The sequence below is a fragment of the Isoptericola sp. S6320L genome, assembly GCF_023015685.1.
GTDB lineage: Bacteria > Actinomycetota > Actinomycetes > Actinomycetales > Cellulomonadaceae > Isoptericola > Isoptericola halotolerans_A.
In genome coordinates this window covers 70,688-84,697 of the sequence record NZ_JALKAT010000002.1, presented here as the reverse complement: position 1 = coordinate 84,697, position 14,010 = coordinate 70,688, and the positions used below count along the sequence as shown (strand labels likewise).

Here is a 14,010-nt window from a genome sequence, read left to right as displayed (position 1 = left end):
TACTGGGCCGTCGTCGCCGAAGAGGAGCCCACCGTGTCCGACAGCTCGAGCCTGCACCAGCCGCCGCCCGAGGGTGCGGACGGACCGCCGCCGGCCGACGGCAGGCCCCTGCCGGCGTACGGCCGGTACCTGCCGTCGGCCGGGTCCGGCGCCCCGTCGCCGTCTCCCTGGTCCGAGCACCCCGCGCCGGAAGGTCCCCCGCGCCCCCTGCGCATCGCCGTCTCGCTGATGTGGGTCGGCGCGGTGCTGAGCCTGCTCGGTGCCGTCGTCGCGTATTTCATGGTCGACACGGTGAACACGCTGGTGGCACAGGAGCTCGCCGCCCAGGGGATGCAGGAGCTGGCCACGCCGGAGTTCCTGGCCATGCTGGAGGGCATGATCGTGGTGGGGCTCGTCGCCGGCGGAGCGATCTCTGCCGGCCTCTGGGCCTGGATGGCGGTCAAGAACCGGCAGGGCAGGCCGTGGGCCCGCGTGCTGGGCACGGTCCTTGCCGCGGTGTACGTCGTCAACTACGTGTCCGGCCTGGCTCAGGCCGGCGCGACGCCCCAGGCGGTGCTGGGAGTCCTGCAGGTGGGCCTCGTCGTCACGACCGTCGCGCTGATGTGGCAGCGCGCCTCCTCGGACTACTACGCCACGAGGTCCGCCGCGCGCCGTTGAGCGTGCAGGCGCCCGCGGTCGTGAGCGTCAGGCCGCGAACCCGCCGATGACGGGCACCCACGCACGCACGCCGACCGCGGCGACGAGCCCCTCGCGGCGGAACGGGTCGGTGTCGAGCAGCTCCGTCGCCGCCGTCGCCGACGGGGCGCGCACGACGATGAGGGCGCCGTCCGGCTCCTGGTCCGTGGCGGGCAGGGGCCCCGAGACCAGCACGGCCCCCTCGGCGCACAGCGCCTGCAGGTGGTCACGGTGCGCAGGGCGGACGCGGTCCCGAGCGGAGGCGCTGCCCGGTGCGTAGACGTAGGTGACGGCATAGACGTTCATGGCGCCATCCAAGCATCCCGGGACGGTCGGCGGCCGAGGTGTCCGCCGTACCACCACGAGGACGTGACATGGAACACCTGTACGAATGTCGGTGGTGGGCCGTAGGATGCTGCGGTGAGCAATCGCCTCGTCGTCTCCGGTGCCCGCGAGCACAACCTGCGCAACGTCGACCTCGACCTGCCGCGGGACTCGCTCATCGTCTTCACCGGTCTGAGCGGCTCGGGAAAGTCGTCGCTCGCCTTCGACACCATCTTCGCCGAGGGCCAGCGGCGCTACGTCGAGTCGCTGTCCGCCTACGCCCGCCAGTTCCTCGGCCAGATGGACAAGCCGGACGTCGACTTCATCGAGGGGCTGAGCCCCGCGGTCTCGATCGACCAGAAGTCGACCAACCGCAACCCGCGTTCCACGGTCGGCACGATCACCGAGGTCTACGACTACCTCCGCCTGCTCTTCTCGCGCGCCGGCACCCAGCACTGCCCGGTGTGCGACGAGCCGGTCCAGGCGCAGACGCCGCAGCAGATCGTGGACAAGATCCTCGACCTGCCGGAGGGCACCCGGTACCAGGTGCTCGCACCGGTGGTGCGCGGGCGCAAGGGCGAGTACGCCGAACTCTTCGCCGAGCTGCAGACGCAGGGTTTCTCCCGGGCGCGGGTCGACGGTGACGTCGTCCAGCTCAGCAGCCCGCCCGCGCTGGAGAAGAAGGTCAAGCACGACATCGAGGTGGTCGTCGACCGGTTGGTCGCGCGTGACGGCGTGCAGCGCAGGCTGACCGACTCCGTGGAGACGGCGCTGGGACTGGCGGGTGGACTGGTGATGATCGACCTGGTCGACGTCACCGACGACGCCGGTGAGGAGAACGGACTGCCCGGTCTGCTGAAGTACTCCGAGAAGCGTTCCTGCCCCAACGACCACCCGCTGAGCCTCGACGAGATCGAGCCGCGGACCTTCTCGTTCAACGCGCCGTACGGCGCGTGCCCGGAGTGCACCGGCATCGGCTTCCGCCTGGAGGTCGACCCCGAGCTGATCGTGCCGGACCACGAGCGGACGCTGCGCGAGGGCGCGGTCGCACCGTGGTCGCAGACCTCCTCCGAGTACTTCGAGCGCGTCCTCGGGGCGCTCGCCGAGGAGATGAAGTTCTCGATGGACGTCCCGTGGCGAGCGTTGCCGCAGCGGGCTCGGGACGCCGTCCTGCACGGGCGCAACCACCAGGTGCACGTGAAGTACCGCAACCGGTGGGGCCGCGAACGCCAGTACTCGACGGGGTTCGAGGGCGCGGTGACCTTCATCGAGCGCCGGCACGCCGAGACCGAGTCGGACTGGTCCAAGGAGCGGTACGAGGCCTACATGCGTGAGGTCCCGTGCCCGGAGTGCCACGGCGCGCGCCTCAAGCCGGAGGTCCTCGCGGTCAAGGTGGGCTCGAAGTCGATCTGGGACGTGTGCCGGCTGCCGATCGGCGACGCCAAGGAGTACCTGGACGCGCTCGAGCTCGGTGCGCGCGAGACGGCGATCGCGGGCGAGGTGCTCAAGGAGATCCACGCGCGGCTCGGCTTCCTGCTCGACGTCGGGCTGCACTACCTGACCCTGGAGCGGGCGGCGGGGACGCTGTCGGGCGGGGAGGCGCAGCGCATCCGCCTGGCGACCCAGATCGGCTCGGGCCTGGTGGGCGTCCTGTACGTGCTCGACGAGCCCAGCATCGGCCTGCACCAGCGCGACAACCGCCGACTCATCGACACCCTCACCCGGCTCCGTGACCTCGGCAACACCTTGATCGTCGTCGAGCACGACGAGGACACGATCCGCGCGGCGGACTGGATCGTCGACGTCGGGCCCGGCGCGGGCGAGCACGGCGGCGCGGTGGTGCACTCCGGCGACTACGCGGGGCTGCTGGAGTCGGAGGGCTCGATGACGGGTGCCTACCTGTCCGGCCGGCGGAGCATCGCGCTGCCCGCCGCGCGCCGCGGGGTGGACCCCGCGCGCCAGGTCTCCGTGGTGGGTGCGCGGGAGAACAACCTGCGCGACATCGACGTGTCGTTCCCGCTGGGGGTGCTCACGGCGGTCACGGGCGTCTCGGGCTCCGGCAAGTCGACCCTCGTGAACTCGATCCTGCACACGGTGCTGGCCAACGAGCTCAACGGTGCCCGGCAGGTCCCCGGGCGGCACACGCGCGTGACCGGCACCGAGCAGCTGGACAAGGTCGTGCACGTCGACCAGGGGCCGATCGGCCGGACGCCCCGCTCGAACCCCGCGACCTACACGGGGGTGTGGGACCGGGTGCGCAAGATCTTCGCCGAGACGGAGGAGGCCAAGGTCCGTGGCTACGGGCCGGGCCGGTTCTCCTTCAACGTCAAGGGCGGCCGGTGCGAGGCCTGCTCGGGCGACGGCACGCTGAAGATCGAGATGAACTTCCTCCCGGACGTCTACGTGCCGTGCGAGGTGTGCCACGGCGCGCGGTACAACCGCGAGACGCTCGAGGTCCACTTCAAGGGCAAGACGGTCGCCGACGTGCTCGCCATGCCCATCGAGGAGGCCGCCGAGTTCTTCGCGGCGTTCCCCGCGATCTCGCGGCACCTGTCCACGCTGGTGGACGTCGGGCTCGGGTACGTGCGCCTCGGGCAGCCGGCGCCGACCCTCTCCGGGGGCGAGGCGCAGCGGGTCAAGCTCGCGAGCGAGCTGCAGAAGCGGTCGACGGGCCGCACCGTGTACGTGCTGGACGAGCCCACGACAGGTCTGCACTTCGAGGACATCCGCAAGCTGCTGGGCGTCCTGCAGTCGCTGGCGGACAAGGGCAACACGGTGCTCGTGATCGAGCACAACCTCGACGTCATCAAGAGCGCCGACTGGGTGGTCGACATGGGGCCGGAGGGCGGCTCGGGCGGCGGCATGGTCGTGGCGCAGGGCACGCCCGAGCAGGTCGCCGAGGTCGAGGCGAGCCACACGGGGCGGTACCTCGCCGAGGTGCTCGCGGCGCACCCGGACGTTCCCGTCGAGCCGCCGGCGGCATCGGCCACCGCCTCGCCGGCACCCACCGGACGCAAGAGCACCAAGAAGGCGCGAGCCACCAAGCGCGACGCCGCCTGAGCCTCTACGGTGTGGCCATGGGAGCCCACCACGAGTACTCCGTCGCCGTCCGTTGGCCCGCTGCCGAGGTCGTGCCGGGCGGCGCCGACGCGGTGACGTCGTCGTACACCGCGTACACACGCGACCACGACGTCGTGCTGCCCGGTCGCCCGGTGCTGCCCGGATCGGCGGACCCGAGCTTCCGCGGCGACCCGGACCGCTTCAGCCCCGAGGACCTGTTCGTGGCCAGCCTGTCGCAGTGCCACATGCTGTGGTTCCTGCACCTGGCGGCCGAGAGCGGGCTCGCGGTGCGGGAGTACACCGACGACGCGACCGGGACGATGCGGGTCGAGGCTCGTGGCGAGGGCCAGTTCACGGACGTGACGCTGCGGCCGCGGGTGGTCGTGGAACCGGGGGAGCGGGCCACCGACGAGCACGTCGAGGCTCTGCACCACCGTGCGCACGCCCTGTGCTTCCTGTCCCGGAGCGTCAACTTCAGCGTGCTCGTCGAGCCGGCACCGCTGCACCTGGCGGACGCCGCCGCCTGAGCGGTTCCCGCGATGTCGGTGCCCTGACCTAACCTGGGGCCCATGGCCGACCCTGCGACATATCGACCTCGGCCGGGAGAGATCCCGACCTCGCCGGGCGTGTACCGGTTCCGTGACGCCCACGGCCGCGTGATCTACGTCGGCAAGGCGAAGAACCTGCGTCAGCGGCTGTCCAGCTACTTCCAGGACGTCGCCAACCTGCACCACCGCACGCAGCAGATGGTCACCACGGCCGCCTCGGTCGAGTGGACGGTCGTCGGCACGGAGGTGGAGGCCCTCGCCCTGGAGTACTCCTGGATCAAGGAGTACGACCCCCGGTTCAACGTCAAGTACCGCGACGACAAGTCGTATCCCTACCTCGCGGTCACGATGGGTGACGAGATTCCTCGGGCGCAGGTGATGCGCGGGGCGAAGCGCCCCGGCACGCGCTACTTCGGTCCCTACGGTCACGCGTGGGCGATCCGCGAGACGCTCGACCTCCTGCTGCGGGTCTTCCCGGTGCGGACCTGCTCGGCCGGGGTGTACCGGCGGGCGCAGCAGTCGGGCCGCCCGTGCCTGCTCGGCTACATCGACAAGTGCGCCGCGCCCTGCGTCGGGCGGATCAGCCCTGAGGACCACCACGACCTGGCGCGTGACCTGTGCGACTTCATGGCGGGCGACACGGCCCGCTTCGTGCGCCGGCTCGAGCAGGAGATGTCCGACGCCGCCGCGAACCTCGAGTACGAGCAGGCGGCCCGGCTGCGCGACGACCTGGCGGCCCTGCGGCGCGTGACGGAGAAGAACGCCGTCGTGCTCTCCGACGCGACCGACGCCGACGTCTTCGCCATGGTCGGCGACGAGCTGGAGGCGGCGGTCCAGGTGTTCCACGTCCGCGGCGGCCGGATCCGGGGTCAGCGCGGCTGGGTGGTCGAGAAGGTCGAGGACGCCACGGACGCCGAGCTGGTGGAGCACCTGCTCCAGCAGGTCTACGGAGCGGTCGACGACGCGCGCGACCCCGACGCGTCCGAGCGTGAGGCACGGGCCGTGGCGCGCGACGCCGTGCCCCGGGAGGTGCTCGTGCCCGTCCTCCCCGCGGACCTCGAGCAGGTCACGGCCTGGCTGGCCGGTCTGCGGGGAGCCCGGGTCGACGTCCGGGTGCCGCAGCGCGGCGACAAGCGCGAGCTCGCCGAGACCGTCCGCAAGAACGCCGAGCAGGCGCTCGCGCTGCACCGGACGCGGCGCGCCGGCGACCTCACGACCCGCAGCCAGGCGCTGGCCGAGCTCCAGGAGGCGCTCGGGCTCGACGAGGCCCCGCTGCGGATCGAGTGCTACGACGTCTCGCACACCCAGGGCACCTACCAGTCGGCGTCGATGGTCGTGTTCGAGGACGGGCTGCCGCGCAAGAGCGAGTACCGGTCGTTCTCGGTCCGCGGGCCGGACGGCGACGGCGCGGCGGACGACACGGCAGCCATGTACGAGGTCATCACCCGCCGCTTCAAGCGCTACCTCAGCGACCGGCACGCCAGCGGCGAGCTCGGGACGAACGGCGAGGTCGCCTCGGAGGTGGACCCGGAGGAACGTCGGCGCTTCGCCTACCCGCCGCACCTCGTCGTCGTGGACGGTGGCCCACCACAGGTCGCGGCGGCCGCCCGGGCGCTCGCGGAGCTCGGGGTGACCGACGTCGCGCTGTGCGGGCTGGCGAAGCGGCTGGAGGAGGTGTGGATGCCCGGCGAGGACTATCCCGTCATCCTGCAGCGCGCCTCCCAGGGCCTGTACCTGCTGCAGCGGGTCCGGGACGAGGCGCACCGGTTCGCCATCGCCCAGCACCGTCGTCGCCGCAGCAAGGGCATGGTCTCGTCCGTGCTCGACGACGTCCCGGGCCTCGGCCCGGCACGCCAGCAGGCGCTGCTCGCCCGGTTCGGCTCGGTGAAGCGGCTGCGTGCGGCGAGCGTGGAGGAGATCGCCGAGGTCAAGGGCATGGGCGCACGCACCGCCCAGGCGGTGGCCGACGCGCTCGCCAAGAGCGACGCCGTCGGCCAGGGCGGCACCGTGCAGGGTCCGCGGGCTGGCATGCTTGACCCATGAGCGAACCGTCGCCCATCACCGTCCCGCAGGGCATCGCCGCGATCGAGGCCGCCACGCCCGCACCTGACCGTTCCGACCCCGAGGTGCTCATCATCACGGGCATGTCCGGTGCCGGCCGCACCCGGGCGGCCGGAGTCCTGGAGGACCTCGACTGGTTCGTGGTGGACAACCTCCCTCCGCTGATGATCGTCCCGCTCGTCGACCTGATGACCAAGGCCGGCTCCTCGGTCGAGCGTCTGGCGGTCGTCGTCGACGTCCGTGGGCGCGAGTACTTCCCCGAGCTGACCGAGGCGCTGGGGCACCTGCGGTCGGGCGGGGTCACCTACCGGATCCTGTTCCTCGACGCCTCGGACGAGGTGCTCGTGCGGCGTTTCGAGAGCGTGCGCCGTCCGCACCCGCTGCAGGGCGGCGGGCGCATCCTCGACGGCATCGCCGCGGAGCGTCGGGTGCTGGCCTCGATCGCCGAACGGGCCGACGTCGTCCTCGACACCACCGGCCTGTCGGTGCACGACCTCGCCAAGGAGGTGCGCGACGCCGTCGCCGCCGGCTCGGTCGACGCCCTGCGGATCAACGTGGTGGCGTTCGGCTTCAAGTACGGTCTGCCGCTCGACGCCGACCACGTCGCGGACGTGCGGTTCCTCGCCAACCCGTACTGGATCTCCGAGCTGCGCCACCTGACGGGGCAGGACGAGGCCGTGCGCAGCTACGTCCTGGGACGGCCCGGCGCGACCGAGTTCGTCGAACGGTACGTCGCGGCCCTCGAGCCCGTGCTGGCCGGGTACCTCGCGGAGGAGAAGCGGTACGTGACGATCGCCGTCGGATGCACCGGCGGCAAGCACCGGTCCGTCGCGCTCGCCGGAGAGATCGCCGACCGCCTGCGCGCCACCGGGCAGCGCGTCACGGTCACCGCCCGTGACCTCGGCAAGGAGTGAGACGCTGAGCTCCGCACCCGCCGAAGGCGTCCTCGCGCGCCCCTTCCCGACACCTCGCGAGATCGGCGGCCCGGAGGGGCCGCGGACGGTCGCGCTGGGCGGCGGCCACGGCCTGGCCGCGAGCCTGGGCGCCCTGCGCCTCCTGACGGACCGGCTCACGGCCGTGGTCACGGTGGCCGACGACGGCGGCTCGTCCGGACGGCTGCGTGACGAGCTCGACGTGCTGCCCCCGGGGGACCTGCGCATGGCGCTCGCGGCCCTGTGCGACGACTCGGAGTGGGGTCGGACGTGGAGCGACCTCCTGCAGCACCGGTTCGCCTCGGGCGGCGAGCTCGACGGGCACGCGATGGGCAACCTCCTCATCGTCTCGCTGTGGGAACGCCTCGGGGACACCGTGGCCGGCCTCGACTGGGTCGGACGCCTGCTCGGGGCGCGCGGCCGGGTGCTGCCGATGGCGTCGGTGCCGCTGGTCGTCGAGGCCGAGGTCGTGGACGAGGGCGTGACGACGACGGTCGTCGGGCAGAGCAGCGTCGCCCGGTGCGGGGGCAGGATCGACACGCTGCGGCTCGACCCTGCCGACCCGCCCGCGTGCCCGGAGGCCGTCCGCGCCGTGATGGAGGCGGACTGGGTCGTGATGGGACCGGGGTCCTGGTACTCGTCGGTCCTCGTGCACCTGCTCGTGCCGGAGCTGGCGGCGGCCCTGCACGCGACGCCGGCGCGTCGGTGCGTCACCCTGAACCTCAGTGCTGAACCGGGGGAGACCCACGGTCTGACGGCGCCCGAGCACCTGGCGGCGTTGCGTCGGCACGCGCCCGGGCTGCGCGTCGACGCCGTCCTGGCGGACCCGTCCGCCGTCGACGACACCGAGGAGCTGCGGGAGGCGGCGCAGGCGCTGGGGGCCCGGCTCGTCGTCGGTCCCGTGGCGCGGGGCGACGGCACGCCGCGGCACGACCCGCTCCGGCTGGCGGCCGCCTACCGGGACGTCTTCGAAGGGCCGGAGCCACGGGCCGGGGGCGACACCCACGGCTGACGGCGCACGTCACGGGCCCGTGGCAGGATGACGCCATGGCGCTGACGGTAGAGGTGAAGGACGAGCTGTCCCGGCACGTGGTGACCCGGACGTCGTGCCGCAAGGCCGAGGTGTCGGCGATGCTGAGGTTCTCGGGCGGGCTGCACATCATCTCGGGGCGCGTGGTGATCGAGGCCGAGCTCGACACGGAGTCGGCGGCGGCCCGCCTGCGGCGGGCGATCGTGGACCTGTACGGGCACGCCAGCGAGCTGATCGTCGTCCGGGCCGGAGGCCTGCGCAAGAACGACCGGTACGTCGTCCGTGTGGTGCGCGACGGGGAGTCGCTCGCCCGGCAGACCGGGCTGCTGGACTCGCGGGGGCGGCCGGTGCGCGGCCTGGCGCCCGAGGTCGTCTCGGGCGGGGTGGACGCGGCGGAGGCGGTGTGGCGTGGTGCGTTCCTGGCGCACGGCTCGCTGACGGAACCCGGTCGGTCCATGTCTCTCGAGGTGACGTGCCCGGGGCCGGAGGCGGCGCTGGCGCTGGTCGGTGCCGCCCGGCGCATCGGGGTGCAGGCGAAGTCCCGCGAGGTGCGCGGGATCGACCGCGTCGTGGTGCGTGACGGGGACGCCATCAGCGAGGTGCTGCGCCGGATGGGCGCGGTGGTCACCCGCGAGACGTGGGAGGAGCGCCGGGCCCGCCGCGAGGTGCGGGGCACGGCGAACCGCCTGGCGAACTTCGACGACGCGAACCTGCGGCGGTCGGCCCGCGCGGCGGTCGCGGCCGGCGCGCGCGTGCAGCGGGCGTTCGAGATCCTGGGCGACGAGGTTCCGGAGCATCTCCGCGAGGCCGGCGAGCTGCGCCTGGCCCACAAGCAGGCGTCGCTGGAGGAGCTCGGGCAGCTCGCCTCGCCGCAGCTCTCCAAGGACGCGGTGGCCGGCCGTATCCGGCGGCTGCTCTCGACCGCGGACAAGCGGGCCATGGACCTCGGCATCCCCGACACCGAGGCGGGTCTGTCGCCGGACCTGCTGGACCTCTGACCCTCGTCGCCGACCACTGGTCGGACCACCTGTCTCACGGGGGACCGGAGTCAGCAGCAGGCAACGGATGGGTATAGGCTCCCAGGTGTCAGGTGACGACGGTGTGACCCTGGACTTGATGTCCCGGCCATGCGTCACGGGACCTCCGGGGTGGCTCCGTACGTTCCAGCGCGCCGACGGCGCGCGTGAGTTTGGCATCAACCGTGTGCGCCGGTCCGGATCCGGCGCGCCCTGAGGAGGGCTATCGTGACCATCCGCGTCGGCATCAACGGCTTCGGCCGCATCGGACGTAACTTCTACCGCGCTCTCGTCGAGTCGGGTGCGGACATCGAGGTCGTGGGCGTCAACGACCTGACCGACAACAAGACCCTGGCCCACCTGCTGAAGTACGACACCACGCTGGGTCGCTTCGGCAAGACGGTCGAGTTCGACGACGACAACATCATCGTCGACGGCACCAAGATCCGGGCCCTCGCCGAGCGCGACCCGGCGAACCTCCCCTGGGGCGAGCTGGGTGCGGACATCGTCATCGAGTCCACCGGGTTCTTCACGGACGCCACGAAGGCCAAGGCGCACATCGACGCCGGCGCCAAGAAGGTCATCATCTCCGCCCCGGCGAAGAACGAGGACGCCACCTTCGTGATGGGGGTGAACAGCGACCAGTACGACCCGGCCGCCCACCACATCATCTCCAACGCCTCGTGCACCACGAACTGCCTCGCCCCGCTGGCGAAGGCGCTCAACGACTCCATCGGCATCGAGCGTGGCCTGATGACCACGATCCACGCCTACACGGGTGACCAGAACCTGCAGGACGGTCCCCACAAGGACCTGCGTCGCGCACGCGCCGCCGCGCAGAACATCGTGCCGACCACCACGGGTGCCGCGAAGGCCGTGGCTCTGGTGCTCCCGGAGCTCAAGGGCAAGCTCGACGGGTACGCCCTGCGCGTGCCGGTCATCACCGGCTCTGCCACCGACCTCACCTTCGAGGCGCCCAAGGACGTCACGGTCGAGGAGGTCAACGCCGCGGTGAAGGCTGCCGCCGAGGGCCCGCTCAAGGGCGTCCTGTCCTACGTCGAGGACGAGATCGTCTCCTCCGACATCGTGACGGACCCGCACCAGAGCATCTTCGACGCCAAGCTCACCAAGGTGATCGGCAACCAGGTCAAGGTCGTCTCCTGGTACGACAACGAGTGGGGCTACTCCAACTCCCTCGTCTCGCTGACGCTGCTCGTCGGCGACAAGCTCTGACGAGCTGCTCCACCAGAGTGTGACCACGACGTCCGCGGGTGCGCGGTCCGCCCGTCCCCGTGACGAGCGGACCGCCGCACCCGCGGACGTCGTCGTGTCGCGAGAAGTACCCCACCCGACCTTCCTGCACGAGGTGAGCTCATGAAGACGATCGACACTCTCGGGGACCTGCGCGGCCGCCGCGTCCTGGTCCGCTCCGACTTCAACGTGCCGCTCGACGGCACGACCATCACGGACGACGGCCGTATCCGTGCGGCGCTGCCCACGTTGCGGCGCCTGGCCGACGGCGGCGCGCGCGTCGTCGTCATGGCCCACCTGGGCCGCCCGAAGGGCGCCCCGGACCAGAAGTTCTCCCTGGCCCCCGTGGCCGCGCGCCTCGGTGAGCTGCTGGGGCAGGAGGTCTCGCTCGCCACGGACCTCGTCGGCGAGTCGGCACGGTCCACCGTCGAGAGCCTGGCCGACGGTCAGGTGGCGCTGCTCGAGAACGTCCGCTTCGACGCGCGCGAGACGTCCAAGGTCGACGCCGAGCGCGCCGAGCTGGCCGGCGAGCTCGCCGGGCTCGCGGACGCGTTCGTCTCCGACGGCTTCGGCGTTGTCCACCGCAAGCAGGCCTCGGTCTACGACATCGCCCAGCTCCTGCCCGCGGTCGCCGGCGACCTGGTCCTCAAGGAGGTCGAGTCGCTCTCCCGCGCCACGACGGACCCGGCGCGGCCCTACGCCGTCGTGCTCGGTGGGTCGAAGGTCTCTGACAAGCTCGGCGTCATCGCCAACCTCCTGACCAAGGCCGACCGCCTCCTCATCGGCGGCGGCATGGTCTTCACGTTCCTCGCCGCGAAGGGCCACTCCGTGGGCTCGTCGCTGCTCGAGGAGGACCAGGTCGAGACCGTCAAGGGGTATCTCGCCCAGGCCGCGGAGAACGGCGTCGAGATCGTCCTGCCCACCGACATCGTGGCCGCCGACTCGTTCGCGGCGGACGCCCCGCACGCGACCGTGCCCGCCGAGGAGATCCCGGACGGCAAGATGGGGCTGGACATCGGCCCGGACTCCGGGCAGCTCTTCGCCGCGAAGCTCGCGGACGCGCGAACCATCGTCTGGAACGGTCCGATGGGAGTCTTCGAGTTCGACGCGTTCGCCGGCGGCACCCGTGCCGTCGCGCAGGGCATCGTCGACGCGACGGCCGGCGGCGCCTTCTCGATCGTCGGTGGTGGCGACTCCGCGGCCGCGGTGCGCATCCTCGGGTTCGACGAGCAGGGCTTCAGCCACATCTCGACCGGCGGCGGCGCCAGCCTCGAGCTGCTGGAGGGCAAGGAGCTGCCGGGCCTGACCGTGCTGGCCGACTGAGCGTCGCTGCTCGACACCTCCTCGGCACCAACCAACCACGACACGAAGGACACGACTGTGGCCACGAACCGCACGCCCCTGATGGCGGGCAACTGGAAGATGAACCTGGACCACGCCGAGGCGATCGCCGCGGTCCAGAAGCTCGCCTGGACCCTGAAGGATGCCGGGCACGACTACTCCGCGGTGGAGGTGGCGGTGCTCGCACCGTTCACCGACCTGCGGTCCGTGCAGACGCTGGTGGACGCCGACAAGCTCGAGGTGCGCTACGGCGCGCAGGACATCTCGCAGCACGAGTCGGGCGCCTACACCGGTGAGGTCTCCGGCGCGATGATCGCCCGTCTCGGCTGCACCTACGTCGCCGTCGGGCACTCCGAGCGCCGCGAGTACCACGCCGAGGACGACGCGGTCGTCAACGCCAAGGTCAAGGCCGCCTTCGGCAAGGGCGTCACGCCGATCCTGTGCGTCGGGGAGGGGCTGGACGTGCGCAAGGCGGGCGACCAGGTGGCCTACACGCTCGCCCAGCTCGACGCTGCGCTCGACGGCGTGCCCGCCGCGCAGGCGAAGGACGTCGTCGTGGCGTACGAGCCCGTGTGGGCCATCGGCACGGGCGAGGTCGCGACGCCGGAGGACGCCCAGGAGGTCTGCGGCGCGATCCGTGCCCGACTCGCCGAGCTCTACGACGCCGAGGTCGCCGGCGGCGTGCGCGTGCTGTACGGCGGCTCGGTCAAGTCGGGCAACGTCGCGCAGATCATGGCGCAGCCGGACGTGGACGGAGCGCTGGTCGGCGGGGCGAGCCTCGACCCGGAGGAGTTCGCGAAGATCGCGCGGTACCAGTCGCACGTCGCCTGACGCAGGGACGCGGCGCTCCGGCGCCGGTCCGTCCAGGACGCCTCTCGTGGCGGTCAGCCCTCGGTCATGCCAGGGGTTCGCCACGGGAGGCGTTCGTCACCTAGTCTTGACCCCGCCGGGCAATCCCGGCACCGTCAGCCCGCCGTGAGGCGGCCGAGAACCGAGGACACCCATGTTCGCCGCGTTGACCCTCTTCCTGAACGTCGTGCTCGTGCTCACCAGTGCGTTCCTGATCCTGCTCATCCTGATGCACAAGGGCAAGGGCGGTGGCATGTCCGACATGTTCGGGGGCGGGATGTCGAGCGCGGCCGGGAGCTCCGGGGTCGCCGAGCGCAACCTCAACCGCATCACGGTCGGGATCGCCCTGGTGTGGATCGTCGTGATCGTCCTCCTCGGACTCGCCACCAAGGTCAGCTGACGGACCAAGAGCCGCTCAGTGGGGTGCGGCGTCAGGCGGTGGGGGCGCCGTCGGGCACGAGGATCGTCCGTGGGCGTGAGCCCACAGAGTCGAAGGTGAGGACGACACGTGGCATCTGGACACGCCATCCGTGGCTCGCGCGTCGGAGCCGGCCCGATGGGAGAGCAGGAACGCGGCGAGATCGCTCCGCGGACCGTGGTCTCCTACTGGTGTCTCAACGGGCATGAGACACGGCCGAGCTTCGCCGCGGTGGAGCAGGTGGAGCCCCCCGAGCACTGGGACTGTCCGCGGTGCGGATTCCCCGCGGGGCAGGACGCGGCGAACCCGCCGGCACCGCTGCGCAACGAGCCGTACAAGACCCATCTGGCCTACGTGAAGGAGCGGCGGTCGGAGGAGGACGGCGCCGCCCTGCTGGAGGAGGCTCTCGCGACGTTGCGGGACCGGCGCTCCGGCGGACTGGCGACGATGCGCTGACGAACGACGAGGGGCGGTCCCGAGGACGGGACCGCCCCTCGTCGTTCGT

The 14,010-nt window shown here is 71.9% G+C and carries 13 protein-coding genes; 12 read left to right on the top strand and 1 reads right to left on the bottom strand.

The window, feature by feature from the left end:
- Positions 1–33: 33 nt before the first annotated feature.
- A complete protein-coding gene (locus MWU57_RS01895) occupies positions 34–657 on the top strand; it encodes a hypothetical protein (RefSeq protein WP_246906951.1) in 624 nt (207 codons plus the stop codon).
- A gap of 27 nt (positions 658–684) precedes the next feature.
- On the opposite strand, the gene MWU57_RS01890 is transcribed toward MWU57_RS01895, so the two are convergent.
- Positions 685–981 carry a YciI family protein gene (locus MWU57_RS01890; RefSeq protein WP_106269491.1) on the bottom strand — a complete coding sequence of 99 codons (297 nt, stop codon included), beginning with the start codon at positions 979–981 and terminating at the stop codon, positions 685–687.
- A 114-nt stretch (positions 982–1,095) separates the two neighbouring features.
- On the opposite strand from MWU57_RS01890, the gene uvrA reads away from it, so the two are divergent.
- The 11 genes from uvrA (at position 1,096) to MWU57_RS01835 (ending at position 13,961) form a co-directional block, all read left to right on the top strand.
- The gene (gene uvrA, locus MWU57_RS01885; RefSeq protein ID WP_246906950.1) at positions 1,096–4,059 is read left to right on the top strand and encodes an excinuclease ABC subunit UvrA; all 2,964 of its coding nucleotides are present in this window, start codon (positions 1,096–1,098) and stop codon (positions 4,057–4,059) included.
- 17 nt (positions 4,060–4,076) lie between these two features.
- On the top strand, positions 4,077–4,586 hold the full coding sequence (locus tag MWU57_RS01880; RefSeq protein ID WP_106269493.1) for an OsmC family protein: 510 nt from the start codon (positions 4,077–4,079) through the stop codon (positions 4,584–4,586).
- 42 nt (positions 4,587–4,628) lie between these two features.
- Entirely contained in the window at positions 4,629–6,650 is a 2,022-nt protein-coding gene (gene uvrC / locus MWU57_RS01875) for an excinuclease ABC subunit UvrC (RefSeq protein WP_106269494.1), read from the top strand.
- The gene (gene rapZ, locus MWU57_RS01870) at positions 6,647–7,582 is read left to right on the top strand and encodes an RNase adapter RapZ (RefSeq protein ID WP_106269495.1); all 936 of its coding nucleotides are present in this window, start codon (positions 6,647–6,649) and stop codon (positions 7,580–7,582) included. Before uvrC ends, rapZ begins: the two co-directional genes overlap by 4 nt.
- 61 nt (positions 7,583–7,643) lie before the next feature.
- On the top strand, positions 7,644–8,612 hold the full coding sequence (gene yvcK, locus MWU57_RS01865; protein ID WP_246907123.1) for a uridine diphosphate-N-acetylglucosamine-binding protein YvcK: 969 nt from the start codon (positions 7,644–7,646) through the stop codon (positions 8,610–8,612).
- Between the two features lie 35 nt (positions 8,613–8,647).
- Positions 8,648–9,628: a DNA-binding protein WhiA gene (whiA, locus tag MWU57_RS01860; RefSeq protein WP_106269497.1), complete on the top strand. Its 981-nt coding sequence runs from the start codon at positions 8,648–8,650 to the stop codon at positions 9,626–9,628.
- 246 nt (positions 9,629–9,874) lie between these two features.
- Positions 9,875–10,879 (top strand): type I glyceraldehyde-3-phosphate dehydrogenase, encoded by a 1,005-nt coding sequence (gene gap / locus MWU57_RS01855; RefSeq protein WP_106269498.1) that lies wholly within the window; start codon positions 9,875–9,877, stop codon positions 10,877–10,879.
- Between the two features lie 141 nt (positions 10,880–11,020).
- A complete protein-coding gene (gene pgk, locus MWU57_RS01850) occupies positions 11,021–12,220 on the top strand; it encodes a phosphoglycerate kinase (RefSeq protein WP_246906949.1) in 1,200 nt (399 codons plus the stop codon).
- 81 nt (positions 12,221–12,301) lie between these two features.
- The gene (gene tpiA, locus MWU57_RS01845; protein WP_219885670.1) at positions 12,302–13,069 is read left to right on the top strand and encodes a triose-phosphate isomerase; all 768 of its coding nucleotides are present in this window, start codon (positions 12,302–12,304) and stop codon (positions 13,067–13,069) included.
- A gap of 172 nt (positions 13,070–13,241) precedes the next feature.
- Positions 13,242–13,487, top strand: coding sequence for a preprotein translocase subunit SecG (gene secG, locus MWU57_RS01840; RefSeq protein WP_246906948.1), 246 nt, complete (start codon positions 13,242–13,244; stop codon positions 13,485–13,487).
- 108 nt (positions 13,488–13,595) lie between these two features.
- Complete coding sequence (locus MWU57_RS01835; RefSeq protein ID WP_106269502.1) at positions 13,596–13,961, top strand: RNA polymerase-binding protein RbpA; 366 nt, start codon at positions 13,596–13,598, stop codon at positions 13,959–13,961.
- The last annotated feature ends 49 nt before the right edge of the window (positions 13,962–14,010 follow it).

What these genes read in the sequence shown, in the direction of transcription:
- MWU57_RS01890 (WP_106269491.1), bottom strand. Translation starts at nt 981, where the DNA reads ATGAACGTCTATGCCGTCACCTACGTCTACGCACCGGGCAGCGCCTCC.
- MWU57_RS01880 (WP_106269493.1), top strand. Translation starts at nt 4,077, where the DNA reads ATGGGAGCCCACCACGAGTACTCCGTCGCCGTCCGTTGGCCCGCTGCC.
- uvrC (WP_106269494.1), top strand. Translation starts at nt 4,629, where the DNA reads ATGGCCGACCCTGCGACATATCGACCTCGGCCGGGAGAGATCCCGACC.
- rapZ (WP_106269495.1), top strand. Translation starts at nt 6,647, where the DNA reads ATGAGCGAACCGTCGCCCATCACCGTCCCGCAGGGCATCGCCGCGATC.
- whiA (WP_106269497.1), top strand. Translation starts at nt 8,648, where the DNA reads ATGGCGCTGACGGTAGAGGTGAAGGACGAGCTGTCCCGGCACGTGGTG.
- pgk (WP_246906949.1), top strand. Translation starts at nt 11,021, where the DNA reads ATGAAGACGATCGACACTCTCGGGGACCTGCGCGGCCGCCGCGTCCTG.
- tpiA (WP_219885670.1), top strand. Translation starts at nt 12,302, where the DNA reads ATGGCGGGCAACTGGAAGATGAACCTGGACCACGCCGAGGCGATCGCC.
- secG (WP_246906948.1), top strand. Translation starts at nt 13,242, where the DNA reads ATGTTCGCCGCGTTGACCCTCTTCCTGAACGTCGTGCTCGTGCTCACC.